Below are 23676 nucleotides of genomic sequence, written 5' to 3'. Positions count from 1 at the left end.
AGCACGCACATGGACCGGACCGAACCGCGGCAGGATCCGCCCATAGACGACCTCGCGTGGCTGCTGGACGCCTGTGCGGCCATCACCGACCAGCCTGTCGACGTAAATGCCAACCTGTTTGAACAGGGCCTGACCAGCCTCGGCGTGGTCAGGCTCGCAGGCGCGATCCAGCGCCGTCACGGCATGCGCCTGGGCGCCGTCGATCTCCTCGATCACCCCACCGTCACACAACTGTCCGCGATGATCGCGAGCCGGAAGGAGCCCGGTGTCTGAGCTCGTGCCCCACCCGGCGCAGATGTCTCTGCTCGCGGCCCGGCGGCTCGGTAATTTGACGGCGAACTCCGGTCGGATCTTCCGCCTGGACGGGCCCCTAGACCCGGACCGGCTCGCCGAGGCATACCGCGCCGCCGCCCAAGAACACGACGCGTTGCGACTGCACCTGACCGACCGAGACACCTGGCAAACCGGCGACCAGGCCCGCATCGACGTACGGCTCCTCGACCACCGGCCGAGCAGACTGCCCGTCACGTCGACGATGCAGGCCATCCTCGACGACTTTCACCAAGAACTCGGCCGCCTCTACGACCTTGCTCACGGCCTGATCGGCCACATCACCGTGCATCGCGTCGCCGACCGCGCCTGGGTGGTCACCGAGATCATCGACCACGCCCTCGCGGACGGCCGCTCCATGCCGCTGCTCTTCAATACCGTGGCCGCGATCTACCGGGGCGACCGACACGACCGACCCGGTTCCTTCGCCCAGGCCCTCGCCGCCCAGGTGGCCGACGAAGCGGCCGGCGCCTACTGGCGCCGGCGGTACGCAGACTTCACCGCTGCTCCGCAGGCCCGGCTCTTACCCGATCAGGAGCCGGTGCACACTGTGCCCCGGCTCCGTCTGCACCTGACACCCGCTCAGACGGCCGTCCTGGCCCGCGCCGCGCGAGCATCGCACGCAACCGTGCCCGCCATCCTGATGGCGGCCCACGCCCACACCACGGCTCGACTCCAGGGAACCGGCGACTTGAGCATCCACGTGGCCGTCGACACCCGCACCGACGAGCACCTCGACACCGTCGGCCAGTTCGCTCACGTGCTCCCGCTCCGGCTGGCCATACCCTGGAACTCCCGATTGCCGGAATACATCCGTGTGACTCACCGTGCCATCCTGGAGGCACGCGACCATGTCATGGTGGCCCCCGACCAGCTGCACGACGCCGGAGCCCCCACTCTGGCCGCACCCGGAGCCACCGCTTTCGTCATGCAGGCGGTCGTCCCACCCGGTGCCCCGTCCCTGCCCGGCATCACCATCTCCCCGATCACAGCCGACAGCACGCCCCAAGGCGCGGCGCTCAGCACCGTCGTGCGCCCGCTGGATGACGGCTCCACCACCGTCGAGGTAACCGGCCGCGCCACCGACCCGCTCGCGACCGACCTCGGCCGGTGGGCCGGCACCTTCCGCCAGTTCCTCCACACACTCGCCGATGAGCCGGACACCCCGCTCTGCTCCGACCAACTACTCAGCCCGACGGATCGCGCCAGCGTCCAGGCCATGGCCATCCCAACACCCAGCTTCACAGGTCCGCCGCTATACGAATCCGCTGTCCGGCAACTGAGCCGGACAGACCGGACCGTCATCCTGGACACGGACACCGCGTGCACCGGCCCGCAGCTTCTCAAGCTGGCCAGCGCTACCGCTGAGGCGCTGCAGCACGCGGGCGCGCGGAGGGGAAGCGAGGTCCTCGTCGGCGGACTCCGTCTCGCCGACCGAGCCGCGGCCTGGCTGGCCTGTCTGCGACTGGGCTGTACCTACATCCCCTACGACGACAAGCCACCCGCCCGGCCCGCGGCGCTGCGTCTGGACCGTGCCGGCGTCCACCCCACGATGGTCCCTCCCACCGAGGATCAGGACGTCCTGCCAGCCCCGCCTGCCTACGTGATCCACACCTCTGGGTCCACCGGCCGCCCGAAAGGCGTCGCAGTCGGCCTGGCCGCCCTCACCAACCTCATCCACGGAGAACAGGACCGCTTCAGCCTCGACAGCAACAGCCGGGTGCTGCTGGTGGCCCCGCCGACCGTCGACCCCTGGATCTGCCACGTCACCACGGCGCTGGTCCTAGGAGCGACCCTCATCCAGGGCGACCCCATCGGAACCATGCCGCTGACCGAGCAACTGCGGCACCACCGCATCACCCACTGCTTCCTCCCAGCCGGCCTACTCCGAAGCCTCGACCCCGATATGCGCCTGCCCGACCTCAAGATGATCGCCTCGGCCGGGGACAGCTGCCGCCGCACCGACCTCGACCGCTTCGCCCCGGCACGCACGTTCAACATCTACGGACCCACCGAGGCGACAGTCACCGCCACCGTCCACGAGTCGATTCCCGGGGCCGGCGACCCGGTGCCCATCGGCTGGCCCATACGCGGGCTGGCCACCCGGGTCGTCATCGACCGGGCCGCCACTGCCCCTCCCGGAACCCCCGGAGAGCTGGCGTTGACCGGCGCAGGCCTCGCCGATGGCTACCTAAACCAGCCCGAACTCACCGCCGGCGCCTTCCATGCCCTACCGGGCACCGCCGGCCTCTGGTACTTCACCGGCGACCGCGCCGTACACACGCCCGCCGGACTGGTCCATCTCGGCCGCATCGACCGCCAGGTCAAGATCCGCGGCCACCGGGTGGAGCTCGATGCCCTCGAGAACCAAGCCACCCGCACCGGGCTGTGCACGGCTGCGCGTGCTCTGGCAAACCGCCATGACGACTCCGTGCGGCTCCTGCTCTTCGCCGAGAGCTGTCCCGACACCGAGGAACTGACGGCCAGACTCCGGCAGCTACTGCCTCCGTCCCACTGGCCTCACCAGGTGATCCAGGTCGACAGTGTCCCCGCCCACCCCTCCGGCAAGCCCGACGACGACGCACTCGTTGGTCTCCTCCCACAGCCGATGCCACAGTCTCCCCAGCCAGGTAGCGATGGCACGGTGCTTGGCCGCCTCTGGCGCCATCTGCTACGGACCACGCCAGGCCCGGGCAGCCACTTCTTCCAGGACGGGGGAGACTCGCTCACCGTCCTGCACCTGCTGACCCGGTTGCGCCAGGCCGGACTCCAACTCACCTCCGCCGACGTTTATCAGTACCCCTGCTACCGCGACCTCGAAGGCCGGCTCTCCCGCGGCCGCGCTCAGGGCTCTGCCCGGCACAGGAGCCCGCGCTTTCCACTCACCCCCACCGGCCGGTGGATGCACCAACTGAACATCCCCGCCTGGCGGCGGTGGACCCTGCGCCACAGCATCGACTTCGACCGCATGCCCCCCGCAGCGCAGCTCGCCTCAGCACTCGAACGCCTCGTTGAGAGCACTCCGGCGCTGCGCTGCCGCAGTGACCGGCGCGACCAGTTCCTCACCGTGGTGTCCCCGTATCAGCCTCTGGTCGTCACCGTGGCCGAGAGCGACCCTGCCCCCGAGCAGCTGCGACAGGCGCTGGCCAAGACCCAGCACAGCGTAAACCCGGTTACCGGGCGCATGCTCGCCGTGCTTGCCGTCCAACGAGACGACGGATCGGCACGCCTCGTCCTGTTTGGCCACCATCTGGCCGTCGACCCCTGGTCCTGGACCGCGATTCGCCGACGGCTAGCGCTCGCGCTAGATGGAGCCAATTTTCCCGAGGACCAGGCCTATCAGGAACTCGCCGAGCTGACCGAGCACCAGACCGCGGCCGGTCATTACGACGCCGAGGCTGGCCTATGGCGCACGATATTGGGTGGCGGCCTCACCACGCCCCAGAACCCGCTCACCTCCCGGCTGCGGCAGACCAGCATCACTTTGCCATCCCTGAACGAGCTCACTCGGCGCTGGCAGCACAGCCCGGCCGCAGTCCTGCTCGCGGCGACCGGGCAAGCGCTGGGCCATTACAGCGGCGGCCAGCCCACAGTCATTGACCTGGAACGCAACGGGCGCAGCCACCCGGAACTGGACCTGAGCGACGCCGTCGGCTGGTTCGGACTCCACCACCCAGTCCTCGCCCCCTACCTGCCCACGGCTGAGGCGATCGCGCACCTGGCCTCGGAGTTGGCTGACGTCCCGGACCAGGGCGCCGGCTATGGAGCGCTGCGTTGGAGCGGGCGAGCCGACCTCGGATCGACAGTAGGGCGCGTCGCCGTCGACATCCAGGACACCGGCGCATCGCCGGACGCCCTGGAACAGCGCATCCAAGCGCTAGCTCCGGCCAACCCCGCGCCGCTCACCCCGTACCCCCTCGCTCTGACCTTCCGCGCAGGCGAGGAGGGCACCACCGCAACGCTAAGCCACGGCGACACCACATCCCCCCAGGAGGCCGCGAGCATCCTCAAATCCGTCACCACAGCAATCGGTACGCCGGAGGATCTGAAGCCCACGCGCCCGACGAGACGGCAGCAGCGAGCGCTGCAGGCCCACGCCAGCGCCATGCAGCAACTGATGCTCCACTTCGCAGGCTGCGGCTCGCAGGCCGGGGTCTATCTCCCACGCCAGATGATCCACCTCTCTGTGCCGCCCAGCGAGCAGGGACGGTTCCTCAAACGGCTCGAACACTGGCTGGACGGTCTTGATGTCCTCCACCGCCGCTTCCACACCGACACCAGGACCGCCACGATCATCCAGCGATGGATACCCGACACCAGGACGTGCCTGCGGATCGAACCCGGAGACCGGAAGACGGCCCACGCATGGATGGCAGCACCTCCCCACATCGATGTGCAGCAAGCCAGTCACGGAGCTCCGCTTGCCACGATGACCGCCTTCACAGGCGACGCCGGTCTGTTTCTCTGCATGGAGACCCATCACGCGCTGCTTGACGGACACAGCAACCGGCATCTCCTCCACCAGCTCGCTCTGCTGGCAGACGGCAGCCCTCTCCCGCCAGGCCCGACTTCCGCCCCCGTGCTACGGCATCTGGGACGCGAGGCAGCCGCCAGCGCCGTCGCACGCCCCTCTCCGCCGCTCACCGGGGCTTTGAAGCAGCCAGACGAACATCACCTCGTGATTCCCGCGCAGACCGTACGCGCCTGCCGCGCCCGAGCCGCGGCTCAGCACACCAACCTCCGAGCCTGCCTGGCCGCGCTAACTGGTCAGGCCGTCGCCGCAGACGAGACCACGACGCTCTACCTCGTAGCCAACGGGCGCGACAACCAGATCGCCCATGCCAACGACGCCTGGGGCATGCTCTGGTACTTCAGTCCCGTCCCGTTAGCCGCCGACGAGCCCGCCCAGCTCCAGCAGCGCGTGTACACGAGCGAGGCTGCCTCGCTTGCCGTCCTCCGCAGAACAGCCTCGGGCTGGCGGCAGTGGGACCCCGCCTCGGCAGTCTCCTTCAACTTCGTCGCCGCACCGCGCCCTGCACGCAACCGAACTCAACTCGCGGTCTTGCAGTCCCGGGACCGGTTCCACTGGCCCCGGCAGATCACCGCGGTCATCCGTGAAGACGACCAGCTTGACCTCCGCCTGTGCACGCTCGACGGCGCATCCGCTGCTGCTCTGCTCCAGCGCGCAGGGGAGAGCGTGCGGCAGTACGCAGCCGGGGCGGACCGCAGTCCCTGGGAGTAGCCGCAGCGGACCCCTTAGAGCGGTGGCCAGCGACGGTCGGTGGTGGGCGATCGGTCACGGGCAGGTCAGTCGATCAGTCCGGCCTTGCGGCTCTGCATTCGTGCCAGCCGGCGCCAGGGCCGTGCCAGTCGCAGGCCAACTGCGATGTCATCGTCTGCGGCGTCCAGGTCTAGGTCCATCACCGCCAGGCTTGGACGGTTCGCTGCCGGGCAGCGTGCAAGCCATCGGCCGCCCGGACCGATGATCCCAGCGGGGGCTGTGCGGCCGAACTGTGCAGGCACCGAGTAGCCGATCCAGTAGTTGAAGAGTGTTCCGTATGCCTGGGCGACGAGTGCGCGGGCGGCGTCGTCCACCATCACCGACAGCAGGACCAGGTCCACATCGAGCGCCTCGTATTGGGCGAAAATTTCGGGGAAATTTGCCTCTATACACAACGCACAGCCGACCCTCAGCCCATCGATCTCGAACACCACTGGCTCGCTGCCGGGGGAGTAGAGGCGAGTGGCCTCAGTGTGCGAGAGAATCCGCTTGTCGTACCTGGCAGCAATCTCTCCCCGTTCGGACACGACCAGCAGGGAGTTCCGTGGGGGCGCGGCTACGGACAGAGGACGGATGGTGCCGAATGCCACCCACACGCCGAGCTCGCCAGCGAGTAACCGGATCGACTCCTCCTCTTCTCCGATGACATCCCACGCTGTCTTCGTCCAGCTTGCCCTCCCTTGGTCCCCTTTCGGCATGGCATCTGGGTCGGGGTAGACGATTGCCCCCTCGGGGAACTGGACCAGCCTGGCTCCAGCAACAGCAGCATCACGCATCAGCGAGCGGATCTGAGCCCCACTCGCCCGAAGAAGCGCTGGGTCGGACGGGTCTTCCGGGACGATGGTCTGCGCCACAGCCAGACGCAGACGACGGACCGCATCCGCGTGGTGCGGCAGATCCCACGCTGGTGTGGGTGGCGCGGACGGGCTGACGGTGGGACGGAGCACGGTTGCCTTCCTAGACGCGAGGGGCACAGAACATAAACGACAGATAGTCCTATCATCCGGCAAATCGGAATTATGGCGCAATCTGAATAGTGTCGACTCCGCATCTACTCGGCTGCGGCCCCACCGATGGAGCGGTGGCGCCGGCATCCCTCCAGGCCGGAGGAGCCCTGGCCGATTTGCGCGATCACCACATCCACGGATGTCGCGCCTTCTGGTCGCGTGGATGCGTGCGTCACGCTCTGATGGATCGCCAAATCCCGCTAGGCTTAGGACCCTTGCTCGGGCCAGCCAATGCGCAAGGGAGCCACTGCACCGTGAGTAACAGCTTCGTTCACCTGCATAATCACACCGAGTATTCAATGCTCGACGGAGCGCAGCGAATGAAGCCCATGTTCGAGGAGGTGGCGCGCCAGGGGATGCCGGCCATCGCCATGAGCGATCACGGCAACATGTTCGGTGCTTACGAATTTCAGTCGGTAGCTAAAGGGTTTGGTGACGTAAAGCCGATTATTGGCATTGAGGCATACGTTGCCCCTTCGTCTCGCAGGCATAAAAAGCAGGAATTCTGGGGACCTGGTGGTCGGCGTGCGATGAGTGATGATGGCGAGGGTTCAAAGGACGTCTCAGGCGGTGGTCGATTCACTCACATGACGATGTGGGCAGAAGACGTCCAAGGCCTCCGAAACCTTTTCTATCTCTCCACGCAGGCCTCCTACACGGGCCAGTTCCCGTCCGGTAAGCCGCGTATGGACATGGAACTGATCAGCGAGCACTCCCAGGGGATCATCGCCACCACCGGCTGCCCCTCGGGCGCCATCCAGACCCGTCTGCGTCTGGGGCAATACGAGGAAGCGCGCGAGACTGCCGGTGCATACCAGGAGATCTTCGGTAAAGACAACTACTTCCTCGAGTTGATGGATCACGGCCTGCCCATCGAACGCGAGGTGCGAGACGGACTGCTTCGCCTTGCAAAAGAACTGAACATTCCCTTGCTGGCGACCAATGACGCGCACTACGTCCATCCAACCGACGCTGAGGCGCACGACAACCTGTTGTGCATCGGGGTAGGCAAGAACAAGGACGACCCCAACCGATTCAAATTCCAAGGAACCGGCTACTACCTCAAGACCGCGGCCGAGATGCGAGAACTGTTCTCGGAACTGCCGGAAGCCTGCGATAACACATTGCTGATCGCCGAGCGCATCGGCTCATATGACGACGTATTCGACAACGTCGATGAGATGCCGCAGTTCCCGGATGTCCCTGAAGGGACGACGCAGGAGGAACACCTGCGCAGGGACGTCCTCAAGGGGCTCTCCATGCGCTACGGGGACCCTATCCCCGAGCACGTGATGGATCGATTCGAGACCGAGATGAAAATCATCGGTCCGATGGGCTTCTCTTCTTACTTCCTTGTCGTCGCGGACATCTGCCGGTACGCGCGCGACAACGGAATTCCGGTCGGTCCGGGCCGTGGCTCGGCCACCGGCTCCATCGTCGCCTATGCCACTCGAATCACCGAACTGTGTCCTCTTGAGCACGGTCTCCTGTTCGAGCGGTTCCTCAACCCGGAGCGCATCAACCCGCCGGACGTCGACCTCGACTTCGACGACCGCCAGCGCGACCGGATGGTCCGGTACGTCACCGAGAAGTACGGTGACGAGTACACCGCCATGGTCAACACCTTCGGCCGGATCAAGGCGAAGAACGCGATCAAGGATTCCTCGCGCATCCTCGGTTACCCGTTCTCTCACGGTGAGCGGATCGTGAAGGCTCTACCGCCCGACCAGCAGGGCAAGACCATCACCCTGTCGGGCATCTGGAACTCAGAGCACCCCCGGTATGGAGAGGCCGGCGAGATCCGGGCGCTGTACGACAACGAACCGGATGTGAAGAAGGTCATGGACACCGCGAAGGGTGTCGAAGGCCTGATGCGCGGCACTGGTGTGCACGCCGCCGCGGTGATCCTGTCCAAGACTCGCCTGACGGACCGTATTCCTCTGCACATGCGCGCCTCGGATGGCGTGAAGATCACGGGATTTGACTACCCCAGTTGCGAAAACATGGGGCTGGTCAAGATGGACTTCCTGGGGCTGCGGAACCTCGGTGTCATCGATCAGGCGATCAAGAACATCCGGGAAAACCGTGGGACCAAGCTGGCCACAGTAGATCCGATGGACGGCGACACAGAGACAGTCGTCATCCCTTTGGACGACACCAAGACCTACCAGCTTCTCTCCGACGGCAACACGTTCGGGGTGTTCCAGCTCGACGGCGGAGGCATGCGCACCCTGCTGAAGCTGATGCAGCCCACACGATTCGAAGACATCGCCGTAGCGCTCGCGCTCTACCGACCTGGCCCGATGGCCGCCAACGCCCACACCAACTACGCACTGCGGCAGAGCGGTAAGCAGGAACCTGACCCGATCCACCCGGACCTGAAGGAAGCCCTCGACCCCATCCTGGGTTCCACCCACCACCTGCTGGTCTACCAAGAGCAGATCATGGCCATCGCCCGACAGCTTGCCGGATACACCCTGGGCGGCGCTGACATGCTGCGACGGGCCATGGGTAAGAAGAAGCCCGAGGTCCTGGCCGCCGAATGGGACAAGTTCGCGGGTGGCATGCGAAGCAATGGCTACTCGGACGAGGCGATCAAAGCCATCTGGGACGTCATGCTGCCGTTCTCTGGCTACGCATTCAACAAGTCCCACACCGCAGGCTACGGCCTGGTCTCCTACTGGACGGCATACCTCAAAGCGAACTACCCCGCCGAGTACATGGCCGCACTGCTGACGTCAGTCGGAGACGACAAGGACAAGGCAGCTGTCTACTTGGCCGATGCGCGAGCGAACGGCGTCCGCGTTCTACAGCCAGACGCCAACGAATCCACTGCCGAGTTCACCGCCATCGGCGATGACGTGCGATTCGGCATGCGGGCCGTTCGCAACGTTGGTGATGCGGTGATCGAGGCCATCGTTTCTGCCCGACGTTCCAAGGGCAAGTTCACCTCGTTCGCGGACATGCTCGACAAGTGTGAACTCCCAGCCCTGAACAAGCGGGCTATCGAGTCGCTGATCAAGGCCGGCGCCTTCGACTCTCTCGGCCACTCACGTCGCGGCCTGTGCGCGATCCACGAGGACGCAATCGACGCCGTCGTGCCCGTCAAGAAGGCGGCCTCCTATGGGCAGGACGATCTGTTTGCCGGGATGGGGGGCACTGAGGCCGAAGACTCTGGTGCAGGGTTCGGTCTCGACTTCCCTGTAGACGAGCAGGAATGGTCGCGGCGGCAACTCCTGGCTACCGAGCGGGAGATGCTTGGTCTGTACGTGTCGGCGCACCCTCTGGATGGTGCCGAGCACATCCTCTCTGCCGCGAGAGACACTACGATTGCCGAACTTTTGGCGTCCGGACGGACTCAAGGTGACGTTCAGCTCGCCGGCCTGATCACGGGCGTTCAGCGGAAAATGACCAAGCAAGGCAACAACTGGGCCATCGTCAACCTCGCAGACCGCGATGGGTCCATCGAAGTGCTCTTCTTCCCCGCCGCCTACCAACTCGTAGCTCACGCTCTGACTGAGGACAACGTCATTTCAGTCAAGGGAAAGATCGAGGATCGTGACGGCACTCTGAACATCTTCGGTAGGGAGCTCTCAGTCTTGGACGTATCTAGCGCCGAACACGGCGGCAAACCCCCCGTACGGCTAGCACTACCCCTTCATCGTGTCTCCGACCAGACCGTCGCGGACCTGAAGCGCATCCTGCATGCGCACCCTGGCGACAGCCCCGTCCACTTGACGGTGCGTGGACCGCGGAAGACGGTGGTGTACGCCTTGGCAGCACAAGTCGATGCTTCCTCGCTGGCATCCGACATCAAGGGAACGTTCGGACCCGATACTTGGCAAGGTGTGGCATGACCGACCCTGCCCTGCTCAGTGATGACGAGTTAGTCATCAAGGTTGTCGATGTGTCAGATTGTTTGGCATGCGGTACTCCTGGACTGCTGCTCGTCCGTTACAAGCACTCATGGAAAAACCACATCGGTGACGATGTTCCAGGTATTCGTGAGACCCTCTTATGTCCCCAGTGCTCTCGCCAAAATTCGGCCGCTGCCGAGCTGATTGCACTCTTCGCGGTAGACGAAAAGATGAGTCTCGAGAACGTTGATACTTTCGGCGGACTCGTCGTGGCGTGGGTCGAGTCGCTGCGCCTAGGGAGTGTTGACGAGGAGCTTCTCGCGGCGGAGCACGACCAGTGGCAACGAGGCGCATTGTGATCGTCCCCGTGAGGAGCCTGCAGTCGTTGGTGCAGAGTTGACAACCGTGAGTAAAGGAGGCCCTATCCCGGACGGGCGAGCCCCTGTCAGCCCGGGACGGCGGGGCCGTAGCTCGGCATGAGACGTCTCTGACGCACGTCGGAGATTCAGAGGACGTCTGCATGTGGATCGGGGATCACCCCGTATACGGCTTCATCCAGGCCGGTCATCAGTGCCGCGAACCTTGTGCCGATCTCGAAATGCCAGCTCTTGTACCGATGGGGCACCCAACCGCCGTGAGTCATCGCGGAAAGCAGCAGTGTTCTACTTGAGCGCGCATGCTCGAGAACGCCCTGCGTATCCAGGAATGACATATCGCTGGGTTCCCTGGGAGTAGTGTTGATTCGGCAGTCGACATTCAACTCGGTTCCGTCTAGGGCCGCTAGGGTGACGTCGACCGCACCTCCGCAACTGTGAGGGGCGATCCACGCCGGGGCCACGTACCGGCCCGCCAGGTCTACGAGCCGTGCCGTGGTCAAGTCCGAGTGTTCGGTGGCCAGCCTCGACATCTCCTCCTGGAAATACTGGTTCTGCTGCGCCTGGGGACGGTAACACTCGAAGACCCGCAACCTGTGGCCGCGCTCGCGCAGGTACTCCTCAGCCATCCACAATCGGTCCACCAAGCCTGAGCGAATCATCGCGAATGCCTGGTTGACATTGGCCTTGCGCTCATCAATCAGGAACCGGTCGTCGTCGCGCAGGGACACTAGCGGTTCTCCGCAATCGGCGACCCGCACGGCCGCGACTCGCGGATCAGACATCGTAACGACGTCCCCAGCGGTCTCGGGCACGTCGCCGCTCTGAATGACGAGGCCGGACGGTCGGGTGTTTCCTCTGATCTCATTTGTCGTCACGGCGCTCCTCACGACTGAACGGCTTCTGGTAGCCGCGGGCGCTCATGGTGATGCCCACGCTGACCGTGGGGGCCAGATGCCGAAGTTGCCCGCGATTCCATCGATGCCGCATTCGCTGAGACTCCGGGGCGGGCGGCGGCCACCCTCGTCGTTGCGCTGGACGAATCCCGCGACTCCCCGAATCAGGCCGCCGGTCGCGCGCTCGGCGTACTCGACCTGATCCCGCCGTCGCGGCTGCGGGCAATCGCCCGGGACTGACCGAGGCGGCTTGGACGCCTGCTCGACACCTCGACGGCCACATCGGCAACCGGAACGGCATGGCGCTCCCGGACCCTGCCGGCTCCGATCCGCGTCGACGGAACAGCCGCTCAGATGTCCTTGCCCCCGCTGAGCGACGGCAGGCGGGCTCACCGCCTGCCCCCCGATACGACCGGGCCGCCGCCTTCGGCGCGCAGGAGCATGCCCCATGTGTGGGCCAAGCCAATGAGGTGGGTGTCGTTGTTCGCGCCGGCCTTGGTGACGAGGTCCCGGATGCACCTCCTGATGGATGCGGGAGCAATGCCGGCTGCATGGGCGATGGCGTACGTGTCGTCGTAGATGGCGAGCGCGCTCAGGAGTCTTCTGTCTGCCTCGGTGAACACAGCTGACGTGACCGTGGCGGCCGGTGGGCTGACCTGTCCGCTGGCCAACACGGCGTGAGCCCGCGCCGGGCGCGAGCTCACGCGGAACCGGCGCCCGATCGTGCCGAGGTGTCCGTTGACCGTCGCCAGGCTGGTGCCGAGCTCTGCCGCGATCTCCAGGTTTGTCAGGCCGCGCACGAGCTGCTGGGCCACGCGTATCTCGGCTGGCCGGAGACGATGGAGGTCGTCGAGCATGCTTACCCATCCGTGGGCTGAGGGTTTGCGGGACTACGAAACGTCAGAAGGCGGGAGTGGAGCTGTAGCAGTACCTGCTGACATCCGTCGCGGGCCGGAATGCCTTGGCCTTGCGGGGAGCGGGGCCGCGAGGGAGCCGTGGGCGCACGTGCCATGGGGCGTGTCACCTCAGAAGCGGGGGTTCGTAGTGAGCGGGAGGTAGGGGTGCGGCCAGCGCCTGGACCACTGGCCTTTGTCCAGGCCCAGGGCAGCCTCGGCCAGCCTGAGAAGCTGTATGTCGGATGTGCCAGCGGGAGCGTAGATGTGGTGCGCGTCTCGGAGGTACCGCTCCAACGGCCTGTCGGTCGTCAGTCCGGCAGCTGCCTCGATCTCCATGGCTGCGCGCGCGGAATCCATCGCGGACTCGGCGTTGATGAGCTTGGCGTTCATAAGGTCGCTGTCGCAGGCCACACCGGTATCCAGGAGGTGCGCAGCGTGGTACGCCGCGAGACGTGCGGTCATCAGACGCGAGTTGATCTGGCCGATCTTCAGTTTGATGTTGGTCAGGTGATGCAGGGCCTTGCCGTAGCGAACACGGTCGGAGGAGAAGCGGACGACCTCGTCGAGGATGGCCTGGTGGATGCCGAGGGAGACGGCCGTCAGGTTCGGGCGGCCGTACAGGACGCTGGAGGAGTAGGCGACGTCCCGGCCGTCGCCTTCGTCTCCCAGACGGTTCCCCGCAGGGATGCGGCACTGCTCGAAGACGAGTTCCCCGAAGCTGAAGCCGCGCAGCCCCAGCGTGCCCCGGTGGGGGAGCAGCGTCAGCCCGGGCCTGTCGGCTTCAACGAGGAACGCGCTCAGTCCACGTGATCCGGGCCCAGTGCGGGCGACGACCCCGTGCACGTGGCCGATGTGGGAGTTTCCGACGAAGGTCTTACGGCCGCTGAGGACGTAAGCGTCGCCGTCGCGGACTGCGGTCGTTTCCATGCCCAGAACATGGCTCCCGGAGACGGGTTCGGTGACCGCGATGGTGGGCAGGCAGGAGCCGTCGGCGAACCGCGGCAGCCAAAATCGTTTCTGCTGCTGGGTGCCGAAGTGATTGACCTTGGCTACGCCGAGCTGGGAGGCCTGGACCATGGCGCCCATTGCGGCGCTGATGCGGGAGAGCTCTTCGATGATGATCGTCTTGGCGAGGTGGCCGGCGCCCATACCGCCGTAGCTGGTGTCGATGGTGGCGCCGATCCAGCCCTGACGTGCGATGGCGTGAGCCAGGTCGTGCTCGACCGCCCCGGAGCGTTCCATGGCGGCAATGCGGGGTGCGATCTCGGTCTCGCCGAAGGCTCGGACTTCGCGGCGCAGTCGCTGGTGTTCCGGGGTCAGGTACCAGTCGGACATCGTGGGGCTCCCTTCACTGTTCAGGGGCATGGGTCGTGGCGTTCGACAGCACGTGGGCGCCGGATGGATAGGCCGTTGCTGTCGCCGGCGCCGTGACGTGGCCTCGGCGACAGCAGCGCGGTGACGGATGAAATAGCTGGAGACAGGGCTAGGGGGTGTGCGGCTGCTGGTGTCCGGCCCGCTGGTAGAGGTGGGCCATGACCTCGTCGCGGATCCGGTTGACCAGGGCCAACGAGTCCTGGCCCGTTTCCTGCGGCTTCTCGTCGGGGCCGACCGCGCACACAGTCCCCAGCACGACGCCGTCGTGGATCAGGGGGGCACCGGCGTACGTGCGGATTCCGAGCAAGTCGACCACGGGGTCGCCGGCGAACCGCGGGGCGGCGAAAACGTCCGGCAGGACCAGCGGCCGCGCCCGGTCGACCACGGCACGGCAGAAGCCGTGGTGGAGGGGCATCGTGCGGCCCACCGGTGCGGCATCGGGGCCGTCGGGTGCGTGCAGGCCGACGAACTGCTGCCGGTCCGGCGTGAAGACGTTGACCATGGCGAAGGGCACGCCCGCCTCTTGGGCGAGCCGCGCAGCGAATGCGTCGAGTTCGGGATCGGCGTCTCCGGTGAGGCCGAGTTCCCGCTGCACTTCGGTACGGCGCTGTTCTGTGCTGGCGTGCTGGTGCTCGGTGTGGCTCATGCGTGTGCTCCGTGGCGGGTGAGGGAACGGGGAGTGGCAGCAGTGAGGGCATGTGTGACCAGGGCGATGACCACGTTGAGGACCGAGTGCCGGTTGCGGGCATCGCACATGAGGACGGGCACGGTCGCGGCGATTTCCAGTGCGTCGCGGACCTCGTCGGCGCCGTACCGGTCGCCGTCGGCGAACTGGTTGACGGCGACGACGAAGGGGATGCTGCGCTCCTCGAAGTAGCCGATGGCCGCAAAGGATTTCTCCACGTGGCGGGTGTCGACCAGGACCACGGCGCCGATGGCACCGAGGCACAGGTCGTCCCACATGAACCAGAAGCGCTGCTGGCCTGGGGTCCCGAACAGGAACAAGATCATCGACTGGGGGTGGGTAAAGGTGATCCTTCCGAAGTCCATGGCCACCGTGGTGGTCGTCTTGTCGCTGATGCCCTGAAGGCTGTCGGTGCCCTGGCTGACGTCGGTCAAGACCTCTTCCGTGACGAGCGGGGGGATCTCGCTGAGAGCCCCGACAAAGGTGGTCTTTCCAACGCCGAAGCCCCCGGCGATCACGATCTTCAACTCGTCAGGCCCCAGCAGACGGTCAGACGAGGGACTTGAGTCCGGCAAGGACGGCCTCCAGGAGCTGCGGGTCGGTGCCCGGGTTGTTGCGGGGCATAGGGGCGTTGAGGGTCACAGCACGGGCGTCGAGAAGATCGCCAATGAGGATCTTGGTCACCTGCACCGGATGGCCTGATCGAGCAGCAAGCTCGGCGACCGAGCGCGGGTGGCCACTGCAGTGGAGCAGCAGGGCCTCACACTCCGGTGCAAGCGCCGCGCCCACAGCAGCCGGCCTGCTGCAAAGCAAGGAGGTCAGGCTGAGGTCATACCGCGACTGGGTGCGGCCCCCGGTGACGGCGTAGGGGCGGACATCGCCTAAGCGGCTGCCGGCCCAAGCGTCGCTGGGCACCGCCGGCACGTCACTGCCCCTGCTCTGCCGGCTGGCTGTCTCGGGCCTGAACCGCCAGCTGCGTCCCTAGGCCCTTGATGACCCTCGCCATCTCGAAACCCACCTGCCCTGGGGATGCCTCCCGGGTGGTCACGACGCCCAGCAGAGTCCCGACCAGGCGGGGGTTCGCGGCGTCGCCTTCCGCGCTCATCACGAACAGACCCCCGGCGTCATGCTCCACCGCGACCTGTCGCACCCCTCCCGGAGTGGTTTCGAAGGCGCCCCGCGCCAGCGAGTGGAGACCCGTCATTAGCGCAGCCAGTTTGTCCGCCTCCGAGGCATCCTGGTCGGTCCACGCGATCTTCAGGCCATCACCGGTGGCCAGCAGCACACGCTGCGTTCCCGGCACCCGGTTCATCAGGTCAGTCAGAAGCCCGCCCGCCTCATTGCGAGCTGAACCCCTCAGGGTGGTGTCCATCGAAAGTCTCCTGCCAGGTCGTGGGGGATGGAGAGTCAGTGGTCGCTCGGCGTCGGGCCGGGGGTCTCGCGCGCAGCGAACCGCGCCATGAAGTCGTGTGCGGGAGCGCCCGCGGTCCCCTCAGGCGCAGGTGCCGGACGCAGGGGCACCCGCTCCTGCGGGACAGAGCTACGCCGGACCAGCGGCGGTCGGCGCCCGTCGCGCCCCGTCGCTTCTGGGGTCTCAGGGGCGGAAGGGGGCTCCGAGGCGATACGCGAAGACGAGGCACTATGCCGGCGAGGAGGTCCTGCCGCAGCCTGCCCGGGAGGGGAGACGCCCAGCAATGACGGCTGAGGAGCCGCCGAGGCCGGAAGGCGCAGCTCTGCGGTGGCTTCTACCGGCCTGGCCTCATGCTGCAGCAGCAGGGCTTCGGGTATGGCAACGATTGCTTGGACGCCGCCCCAAAGGCTGGGCCGCAGTTGGACATTGATGCGGTACTGCCTGGCCAGCAGAGCAGCGACGAGCAGCCCGATCTGCCCCTCCTTGACCCTGGCGCGCCGGTCCACTGCTTCCGGTCTGGCCAAGAGGTCATTGAGCGCGCTGCGTTTCTGATCTGGTATGCCGCCGCCGCGGTCCAGGACCTCGATGAGCAACCCGCCGCGTACCTCGGTGGTGTACACCTCCACCTTGTCGGTGGAATAGCGTGCCGCGTTGTCCATGATCTCGGCCAGCAGGTGCACCACGCTCGGGCTCACGTAGCCCGGCAGGGCGAACGGCCGGCTTGGCTGATGCTGCTGCGCGATGCGGACGCGGGGGTAGTGCTCGATCTCGGCCACCGCCCGCCGCAGCGCGGTGGCGACCAGGAGCGGCTGCGCGTGCTGAGGGGGAGTACTGCCGCCCAGGACCGCGAGGCTTTCCCCTGCCCGTCGCATCTGCGTGAGCAGATGATCGACCTGGAACAGCTCGTGAAGAAGGTCCGGGTCCTCCACACTGCGCTCGACCCGCTCGATCAGAGCAATGCCGCGGTTGACCAGGCTCTGCATGCGGGGGGTGATGGAGCGTGCAAGATCGGCCAGTTCTGCTTCGGCTGCCAGCACCTGGTGCTGTTGCTCGGCAGCCCGCAACACCGCCTGCCAACCCTCGGCGAGGGTGAACTGCAGATGTGCCATGACGTCCGTGCACGGGTCCCCCGCGCCCATCGGCGCAGTCGCGGGCTCGCCGCTGGCGAACTGTCCCTGGGAGGCCTGCTCTACCGCCCAGGCGACCTGCTTCCTGCCCACGGCGACCATGTCAGAGACGTCCTGCAAGGCCTGCTGCAGCCGGTCTCTCTCGTGGGTGAGCTGGCCTATCTGGGCGGCAGTCCGCCTCCGGGCATTGAGGCGGCGTGCGCCCGCCCAGACGCCTACGGCCAGGACCAGTGAGCCCGAGGCGCCCGCTGCTACGGGCGTTGGGGCGATGCTGAGGCTGTCCGCCAGCCATCCGCCACCCACCGCGGCGCTCGTCAAAGCAGCGACCGCGACTCCTGGCACTGCAGCGATACCCGGGGACCCCGCGCTGTGTGCTCGGCGGCGTCGACCAGACGCCGCGCTCGGGCGAAGGGTGTGATCAGACACCGGACACCTCGCGAACCGTGTGACCGGAACACCTGGGGATGTGCGTACGCAGGCGCGAGCGGGTCCGACTCAGGCTGTCGTGTAGGTCGCCGGCGTTGGTGACCGCAGCCTGTGCCGGGAGGTCGTCGAAGAGCCAGAAGCGGCTGCCGCAACGGGCCGGGCCGGACCCCAGGAGTTCGGCGCAGTCCCAGCGCCACCCCGGCAAGCACCGCGAGTGCGGCGCTTGCCACACCTCGGCGGTCCCCGCAGGTACGGGGATCAGCAAGAACCTGTGCAGCGGGCAGCACAGGATTGGTCCTATCGTCGCCGGCTGGACACGTAAGGCCTCAACGGCGGGCAGGCCGACGCCCATCGCCGTGGCCACGATGTCGTGCTGTGGGGGCAGCCCTGCCGGACGTGGCAGCTCGGACAGCGCGAGTTGCCAGGGCTGGATCGTGCTGGAAGGGGATGTCATCGAAACTCCGGTCGGGACGAACACGGTCGTCCATGGTGGGTAGGGAGGAGGTTCTCTCAGTGGTGCGGCAGCCACGTGGCCAGGAAGATCATCACGAGCGCGAGCGCGAACACCACGATGCGAAGAACCCTCACCTGTTTCGCGTTCACGACTGGCATCTCCTGGGCGGGACTGCGGTGGGGGGTGTCCCCGTGCCGACGACGCACAAGATGGGGGCGCGCCGTCGGCACGGGGTCTTGCCACGTCCCGGATCCGTCAGGGGGTAACGGAGCCGTGACGAGTCGGACGCTGTCGGCGATGCGTCCTAGCTGCCCGGTGGGGCGGGCAGCGGTCTAGGGAGAGGGCGTCCCGGCTCGCCCTCGGGGCAGCAGAGCGGGCGGCCCGTCACGATGCACCGGGTGGATGTCCCTCATGAGTGCCACGCCTGGCGTCGAGCCGCCGCTCGGACGGTGAAGCGTGTCGGGTTCGGCTGCAGCGAGTTCCGCAAGGTCGACTGCTTCACACTCATGCAAGCTCACGACGTATCGCGCGGCCAACGTCCACGAGATCCGCGGGTCGTCATGACCCACGAGTTCCAGGCCCTCGTCAGGCCCCGCAGGGAGGAGCGGCTGCAGGGTGTCGGGGTCGTAGACCACACCCGCTACGCCCCACGTTGGGCAGTAGCTGACGAGCGCCGCCGCGTAGGAGCCTCGCAGGTGGGGGCAGTAAGTCACGGACTGCACAGCACACGGCACACACACCGGTCCGGCAGTGGTCCTCTCGCCCTCCGCGATCGGCTGCTCGCCATGCGATCGCAACAGAAACAGATGCCGGCCGTCTGCCCTCGCGAAGGTACTCACGCCACAGACCTGGCACAGCATGTACTGCAGGCATCGGCGCTGGCGCCGCGAATGGATGCCGGCGAAGTGGGGCCGCCCGCGGCCCGGCGCGATCGGCTGCCGGACCCACAGCACCTCGTTGCACAGGTCGGCCACGGGATCCTCGTGCACGTAACCAAGACGCGCTCCGTTGCGACCCGGACGAATTGTCACCGGTGCCACCTGCGGTGTCTCGGCTGTCCACGCAACCACATAGGGGACACGCAGCCCATTGCTGCGGAGCGTCGTCGGCGTCATGACATCGCTCCGGGTTCCGAGGACGACATGGCCGTTGGCTGACGATGACTCCGTACACGAGTCATTGCAGAGCCGCGCGACGGGCCCGTCATGGGGCGTGGTCCGGGAAACTCGAGCGCACGCAGCGGAGGGATTATCGGCAACAACAGAGGAGAACTCCGAGGCGGTGTGATCATGGGCTCGCTTTCGGCCGCTGAGGTCCAGGACGATGGGCTGCTTCTAGAGGGGGAGGTCGCTAACCGTGCTCACGCTGTCCGCGACAGCGCGACGCTGGTCTCGCGACACCGGAAGAACGCCCATACGTCCTTTCCTCGGGAGACTTCGTGGCGCCGGCGAGGTGCGGTCATCCAGCTGTCCGCGAGGGCACTGACGAGGACCAGCCCACGCCCGTGTGTTGCGGTCACGGAAGGGCTGGCTGGGGTCAGGGGCACTGCATTGGAGTCATCGGTGACCGCGACACCCAGCGCGAAGTCCGGCTTGAGCACGAGGGCCACTTCGATCAGTTCATCCTCGGCCGACGGGTTTGCCCTACCGTGGAGCACTGCATTGGTCGCCAGCTCGCTGACCGTGAGCACGACCCGCTGGACTAAGTCCTCGCCCGGTGGAAACCCCCAAGAGACGAGTTGCTTCTCGACGAACCGGCGGGCCTCGCCGACGGAACTCGCCGTGCTTGCCAGGTGAACCGAGACACGATCGACCCCCTTCCCGGATGCCAGCGCTGTCAGGAACTCTCTGCTGGTCGGCGCCGTCATGCTGTCCACCTCCTGGGTTGTGGCCTGACAGGGGGCAGGCCCCCGGTCGTATGCGAGGGACGACGGCGTCGCTGACTGAAGATGAGGTCGTCCGAGGAGAAGCTCTGCGTTGCGAGACCAGAAAGGTGCTCCCATGAGGACCAAGCAGGCAAGCAGCGCTAGTCACTGATCAGTTGCTTCGCAGGAAAGAAGTCACTGATTCCTGGCCGGGGCGGGAAAACACTCACTGTTTGGCAGCGCCTATGACGACCCGTCACTACGCTTTTTGCCAACAGGACCATCGAGCGAGGGAGGGCTGATGCCGCAGGCGGCGCACCCACCATCCTGCGCCAAGCAGCTCCGGCAGGCATCCAGCCGACGGGGAGCTTCCAACCAGCAAATCGCTCGAATCATCCATGTGCATTGCGGGGTGTCTGAACTTCGCGCACAGCGCCTCGCACGCGGCCTCACCTTGAAGCAGGCCGCCGAAGGTCTCAACCGCCTCGGGGAAGGCCGCGTCGACGCTCCACGGACCGATGGCGATCAACTGGGACACTGGGAGTCAGGCCGCCGACCGCGCAAGAACACCATTGATCTGCTCTGCGTGTTCTACGACTGCACTGCGGCGGACATAGGGTTCGTACGCAGCGCCATGTCGCCCACAAACGTGGCCGCCACAAAGGACCTGATTCCGTGCTCACCCTGGAAAGCGCGAGCTGACTCCGACACCCTTGCACAGCAGGTTGACGCAGCCAGGTGGTCCGTGGACCGCACCCTCACAGCCGGGACCGTCAGCGCAACTCAACTCGACTTGCTGGATGAGCAGGTGCTCTGGGCCCGCGAGCAGTACGTCTACACTCCGCCGGCACCCATGATCGAAATCTTGCTCCGACACCTGGCAGAGGTCGACGAGCTCTCCGCCCACCGGCAGCCAGCAGCAGTACAGGTCCGACTCTCGGAGTTGCTGGCCATGCTCGCCACCTTGGTCGCCGATGCCCTCATGAAGCTCGGACAACTGTCCAGATCGCAGTCCTGGTACGCGACGGCCCGCAATGCCGCAGACGACAGCGGCAACGCAGAGCTGCGAGCACGGGTCAGGGCACAGGCCGCCATGCTTCCCTTCTACTACGGCCCCCTCGAGGCCGCCGTGAACCTGGCCCGTGAGGCCCGAATCATCTGCAGAGGCAGACCCTCTGCCACCGCGGCGTTCGCTGCCGCGGCCGAAGCCCGGGCCCTGGCGAAAATGGGCGACGCTGTCGGGGCGAACGTAGCACTGCGCCACGCAGCTGCAGCATTCGAACAAAGCGGAGCTGGCGGCCCGGCCGACAACGACGCATTCGGCTTCCCCGAGCGACGCTTCTTGCTCTACGAAAGCGGAACACTCACCTCCCTGGGCCACACAAGTCGAGCTCGGCGAACGCAAGACGCGGCACTGCGCCTCTACCCAGCCAGAACTGGCATCGACCCAGCCCTCCTCAGCCTGGAAACGGCCATCTGCCTGGCGCGAGAGCGCAGCGCAACCGAGGCCTGTCAGCTCGCCGGGACCGCGATCCTGCGGATCACCCCAGCGCATCGCACGCCCATCGTGGAGCAACGCGCTCACGAGGTGATCCAGACCTTGCCCCCAGGCATACGGGACGGGCGCGCGGTACGTGAGCTTCGTGACATCTTGGCGCTTCCTGCCGGTCAGGTGTGACACCGGCGCGGAAAGTCGGCGAGCCTGGGTGCCATGACAGACACGACGCCGGCTCCCGGCGGGTTTGACGAGTTTGAGATGCGCCGCGTGCTAGACCGAGGCTGTTCGATCGTCGGCCTCAACACCGCCGACGCACGCCTGTTGCGCGGACACACCAACGCAGTTGTCCACCTGGAAGCAGAGCGCGTCGTCGTCAAGATCGCCCGGAACGGCTCGCCTATCGACCACGTCACGCGCACAGTCAGATTTGTCCGCTGGCTTACCGACGCTGGCTTCCCTACTGCCCCCCTGCACCCAGTCGATCAGCCTGTCGTCGTCGATCAACACGCGATCACCTTCTGGACGTACCTCCCCCAACCCAAGCATCCCGTCGCTGCCGCCCAGTTGGCCAAGCCCCTCTACGCTCTGCACACGCTGCCAACTCCGCCCATAGACCTCCCCGCACACGACAACATCGCAGCCATCCACCGATCCCTAACCGCCATCACATGTCTTCCCGACCAGGAAATCCTCTTCCTCACTGAACTCGCCGATCGGCTCCAGTCAGACTTGAGCAAGGTGGAATTTGCACTACCGCAGGGAGCGATCCAAGGCGACCCACAACACCGCAACGCCCTACACGCTGGCGCGGGCGAAACCGTCCTCTGCGACTGGGACACCGCAGCCATTGGCCAACCGGAGTGGGACCTGGTCACCGTCGAGGTCCACTGCAGGCGCTTCGGCCACGGACAAGCCCACTACGCAGCATTTGCAGACGCATACGGTTGGGACGTGACCCGCTGGTCGGGGTTCCGCACGCTGACGGCGATCCGCGAGCTACGGATGATCACCACAAACGCGCGGAAGGTCCACCACAACCCGAGCAGTCTGCAAGAAGTGCAGCGTCGGGTCGAGGGCCTACATCGCCAGGACTCGCAAGCCCAGTGGAACATCCTCTGACACGGGGCGCCTGGATAGCGCAGCTTTTGGCCTGCCGGCCAGCCCGAGGAGCGTCGTGGCTAAGGGCCATTGAACGGCTCACCCAGCCGGGGTATCCAGGAAGACGTCGATGTTGAGGGCGAAGCGGGGGCGGGTTGTGTCCCCAGTGCCTTGTGCTGCCTGCAGGGTCTGTCCGGTCGTGCTGCCACGACCAGATCGGGGGGGACTGGTGCAAGGGGACGGCCACGCGCCGGATGGTGGCATAGCGGACAGTGAATTGCCAGGCACCTAGGAACTGCCTAGTGCTAGCTGACTACCCATGAACGCAACTGTGCGGCGCCTGCACGCAGCGAGACCCGGCCCTCCCGGAACCCAGCCGCCAGATCCGCCATCGCCTGCCCGGACGGCTTGATCGGCTGCCCAGACTCGTGCATGTAGCGAATGGCGAGCGCACTGCCCAACAGCGCGTTGTAGTCCTTCAGCGGGGCGGTCACAACGAACATCTGCAGGAGGATGGCTGCCCGGGTAGGGACCTCCTCATAGAACGGCTCACCTGCCGTGAGTTCGTAGCTGTGGCGGAACACGGCCGCTGCCAGCGCGCCCCAGTCCTCGATGTAAGTTTCACGCCCGAACTGCTGCTCGAACTGGGTCAAGGACTCCGCGACCCAGCGAGGATCGATGCTCAGATACATCAGCGCATGCCTGCGGCGAAACGCCCCTCGAACTCGTGCAGCAAGGCGCCCATGCTCTCCGCAACGCCGTCGACGAAGCGCCTGTGGGTGGGCTGCTGGTCTGCACGCACCGACGGCGGCACGAAAGCGTCAGGGCGCAAGGCCTGCGACGACGACCCCGCGGTCGCCGACTGGTCGCCCTCAAAGACAAGGTGCGTGGTGCCTGACTCGTCAGTCATCCCGCCATGCTAGCAAGCCGCCCAAAGGGTGGCCATGGATCCACGGACAGCACACCTGTACGAAGCGCCTCGTTTGCCTTCGGAATGGGCGCCGGGCCAGTCTGGCGCTGTTCCGCGTGGGGTGCAGCTTGCGTGCTGTGTGCGGCTCTTGCAGACCCCGGCGGGACGCCTTCTGTTGTGCGTCGGGG

Annotated in this window: 18 protein-coding genes; 6 read left to right on the top strand and 12 right to left on the bottom strand. The window is 66.3% G+C overall.

Annotation, left to right across the window (positions count from 1 at the left end; all coding sequences use genetic code 11):
* Positions 1-9: 9 nt before the first annotated feature.
* Entirely contained in the window at positions 10-273 is a 264-nt protein-coding gene (locus tag OIE69_RS43730; RefSeq protein WP_326581683.1) for an acyl carrier protein, read from the top strand.
* Positions 266-5572 carry a condensation domain-containing protein gene (locus OIE69_RS43725; RefSeq protein WP_326581682.1) on the top strand — a complete coding sequence of 1769 codons (5307 nt, stop codon included), beginning with the start codon at positions 266-268 and terminating at the stop codon, positions 5570-5572. Before OIE69_RS43730 ends, OIE69_RS43725 begins: the two co-directional genes overlap by 8 nt.
* A gap of 65 nt (positions 5573-5637) precedes the next feature.
* Here OIE69_RS43725 and OIE69_RS43720 read toward each other — a convergent pair whose 3' ends face one another.
* The gene (locus tag OIE69_RS43720) at positions 5638-6465 is read right to left on the bottom strand and encodes a carbon-nitrogen hydrolase family protein (protein ID WP_326581681.1); all 828 of its coding nucleotides are present in this window, start codon (positions 6463-6465) and stop codon (positions 5638-5640) included.
* A 407-nt stretch (positions 6466-6872) separates the two neighbouring features.
* On the opposite strand from OIE69_RS43720, the gene dnaE reads away from it, so the two are divergent.
* Complete coding sequence (gene dnaE, locus OIE69_RS43715) at positions 6873-10475, top strand: DNA polymerase III subunit alpha (protein ID WP_326581680.1); 3603 nt, start codon at positions 6873-6875, stop codon at positions 10473-10475.
* The gene (locus OIE69_RS43710) at positions 10472-10834 is read left to right on the top strand and encodes a DUF6300 family protein (protein WP_326581679.1); all 363 of its coding nucleotides are present in this window, start codon (positions 10472-10474) and stop codon (positions 10832-10834) included. Before dnaE ends, OIE69_RS43710 begins: the two co-directional genes overlap by 4 nt.
* A 146-nt stretch (positions 10835-10980) precedes the next feature.
* Here OIE69_RS43710 and OIE69_RS43705 read toward each other — a convergent pair whose 3' ends face one another.
* The 9 genes from OIE69_RS43705 to OIE69_RS43665 all read right to left on the bottom strand — a co-directional run bounded on the left by OIE69_RS43705 (position 10981) and on the right by OIE69_RS43665 (position 19985).
* Positions 10981-11727 (bottom strand): M15 family metallopeptidase, encoded by a 747-nt coding sequence (locus OIE69_RS43705; protein WP_326581678.1) that lies wholly within the window; start codon positions 11725-11727, stop codon positions 10981-10983.
* Between the two features lie 407 nt (positions 11728-12134).
* Entirely contained in the window at positions 12135-12602 is a 468-nt protein-coding gene (locus tag OIE69_RS43700) for a helix-turn-helix domain-containing protein (protein WP_326581677.1), read from the bottom strand.
* A 168-nt stretch (positions 12603-12770) separates the two neighbouring features.
* Complete coding sequence (locus tag OIE69_RS43695) at positions 12771-13976, bottom strand: acyl-CoA dehydrogenase family protein (protein ID WP_326581676.1); 1206 nt, start codon at positions 13974-13976, stop codon at positions 12771-12773.
* 148 nt (positions 13977-14124) lie between these two features.
* The gene (locus OIE69_RS43690) at positions 14125-14661 is read right to left on the bottom strand and encodes a GAF domain-containing protein (RefSeq protein ID WP_326581675.1); all 537 of its coding nucleotides are present in this window, start codon (positions 14659-14661) and stop codon (positions 14125-14127) included.
* Positions 14658-15275: a GTP-binding protein gene (locus OIE69_RS43685; protein ID WP_392567710.1), complete on the bottom strand. Its 618-nt coding sequence runs from the start codon at positions 15273-15275 to the stop codon at positions 14658-14660. The genes OIE69_RS43690 and OIE69_RS43685 overlap by 4 nt, the downstream gene beginning before the upstream one ends.
* Complete coding sequence (locus tag OIE69_RS43680) at positions 15250-15615, bottom strand: DUF742 domain-containing protein (RefSeq protein WP_326581674.1); 366 nt, start codon at positions 15613-15615, stop codon at positions 15250-15252. Before OIE69_RS43680 ends, OIE69_RS43685 begins: the two co-directional genes overlap by 26 nt.
* Before the next feature lie 10 nt (positions 15616-15625).
* Positions 15626-16072 carry a roadblock/LC7 domain-containing protein gene (locus OIE69_RS43675; protein ID WP_326581673.1) on the bottom strand — a complete coding sequence of 149 codons (447 nt, stop codon included), beginning with the start codon at positions 16070-16072 and terminating at the stop codon, positions 15626-15628.
* A 35-nt stretch (positions 16073-16107) separates the two neighbouring features.
* A complete protein-coding gene (locus OIE69_RS43670; RefSeq protein ID WP_326581672.1) occupies positions 16108-17340 on the bottom strand; it encodes an ATP-binding protein in 1233 nt (410 codons plus the stop codon).
* Between the two features lie 2138 nt (positions 17341-19478).
* Positions 19479-19985, bottom strand: coding sequence for an ATP-binding protein (locus OIE69_RS43665; RefSeq protein WP_326581671.1), 507 nt, complete (start codon positions 19983-19985; stop codon positions 19479-19481).
* Positions 19986-20283: 298 nt separating this feature from the next.
* On the opposite strand from OIE69_RS43665, the gene OIE69_RS43660 reads away from it, so the two are divergent.
* Positions 20284-21660 carry a helix-turn-helix domain-containing protein gene (locus tag OIE69_RS43660; RefSeq protein ID WP_326581670.1) on the top strand — a complete coding sequence of 459 codons (1377 nt, stop codon included), beginning with the start codon at positions 20284-20286 and terminating at the stop codon, positions 21658-21660.
* Between the two features lie 33 nt (positions 21661-21693).
* Positions 21694-22599 (top strand): phosphotransferase family protein, encoded by a 906-nt coding sequence (locus OIE69_RS43655; protein WP_326581669.1) that lies wholly within the window; start codon positions 21694-21696, stop codon positions 22597-22599.
* A gap of 284 nt (positions 22600-22883) precedes the next feature.
* Here the strand turns inward: OIE69_RS43655 and OIE69_RS43650 are convergent, their stop codons facing one another.
* Together OIE69_RS43650 and OIE69_RS43645 are read right to left on the bottom strand one after the other, a co-directional pair.
* Positions 22884-23270, bottom strand: coding sequence for a hypothetical protein (locus tag OIE69_RS43650; RefSeq protein WP_326581668.1), 387 nt, complete (start codon positions 23268-23270; stop codon positions 22884-22886).
* Positions 23270-23488: a hypothetical protein gene (locus tag OIE69_RS43645; RefSeq protein ID WP_326581667.1), complete on the bottom strand. Its 219-nt coding sequence runs from the start codon at positions 23486-23488 to the stop codon at positions 23270-23272. Before OIE69_RS43645 ends, OIE69_RS43650 begins: the two co-directional genes overlap by 1 nt.
* Positions 23489-23676 lie beyond the last annotated feature (188 nt).

Source organism: Actinacidiphila glaucinigra (assembly GCF_035918135.1).
Taxonomy (GTDB): Bacteria; Actinomycetota; Actinomycetes; order Streptomycetales; family Streptomycetaceae; genus Actinacidiphila; species Actinacidiphila glaucinigra.
This window is presented reverse-complemented; position numbering and strand designations above follow the sequence as displayed.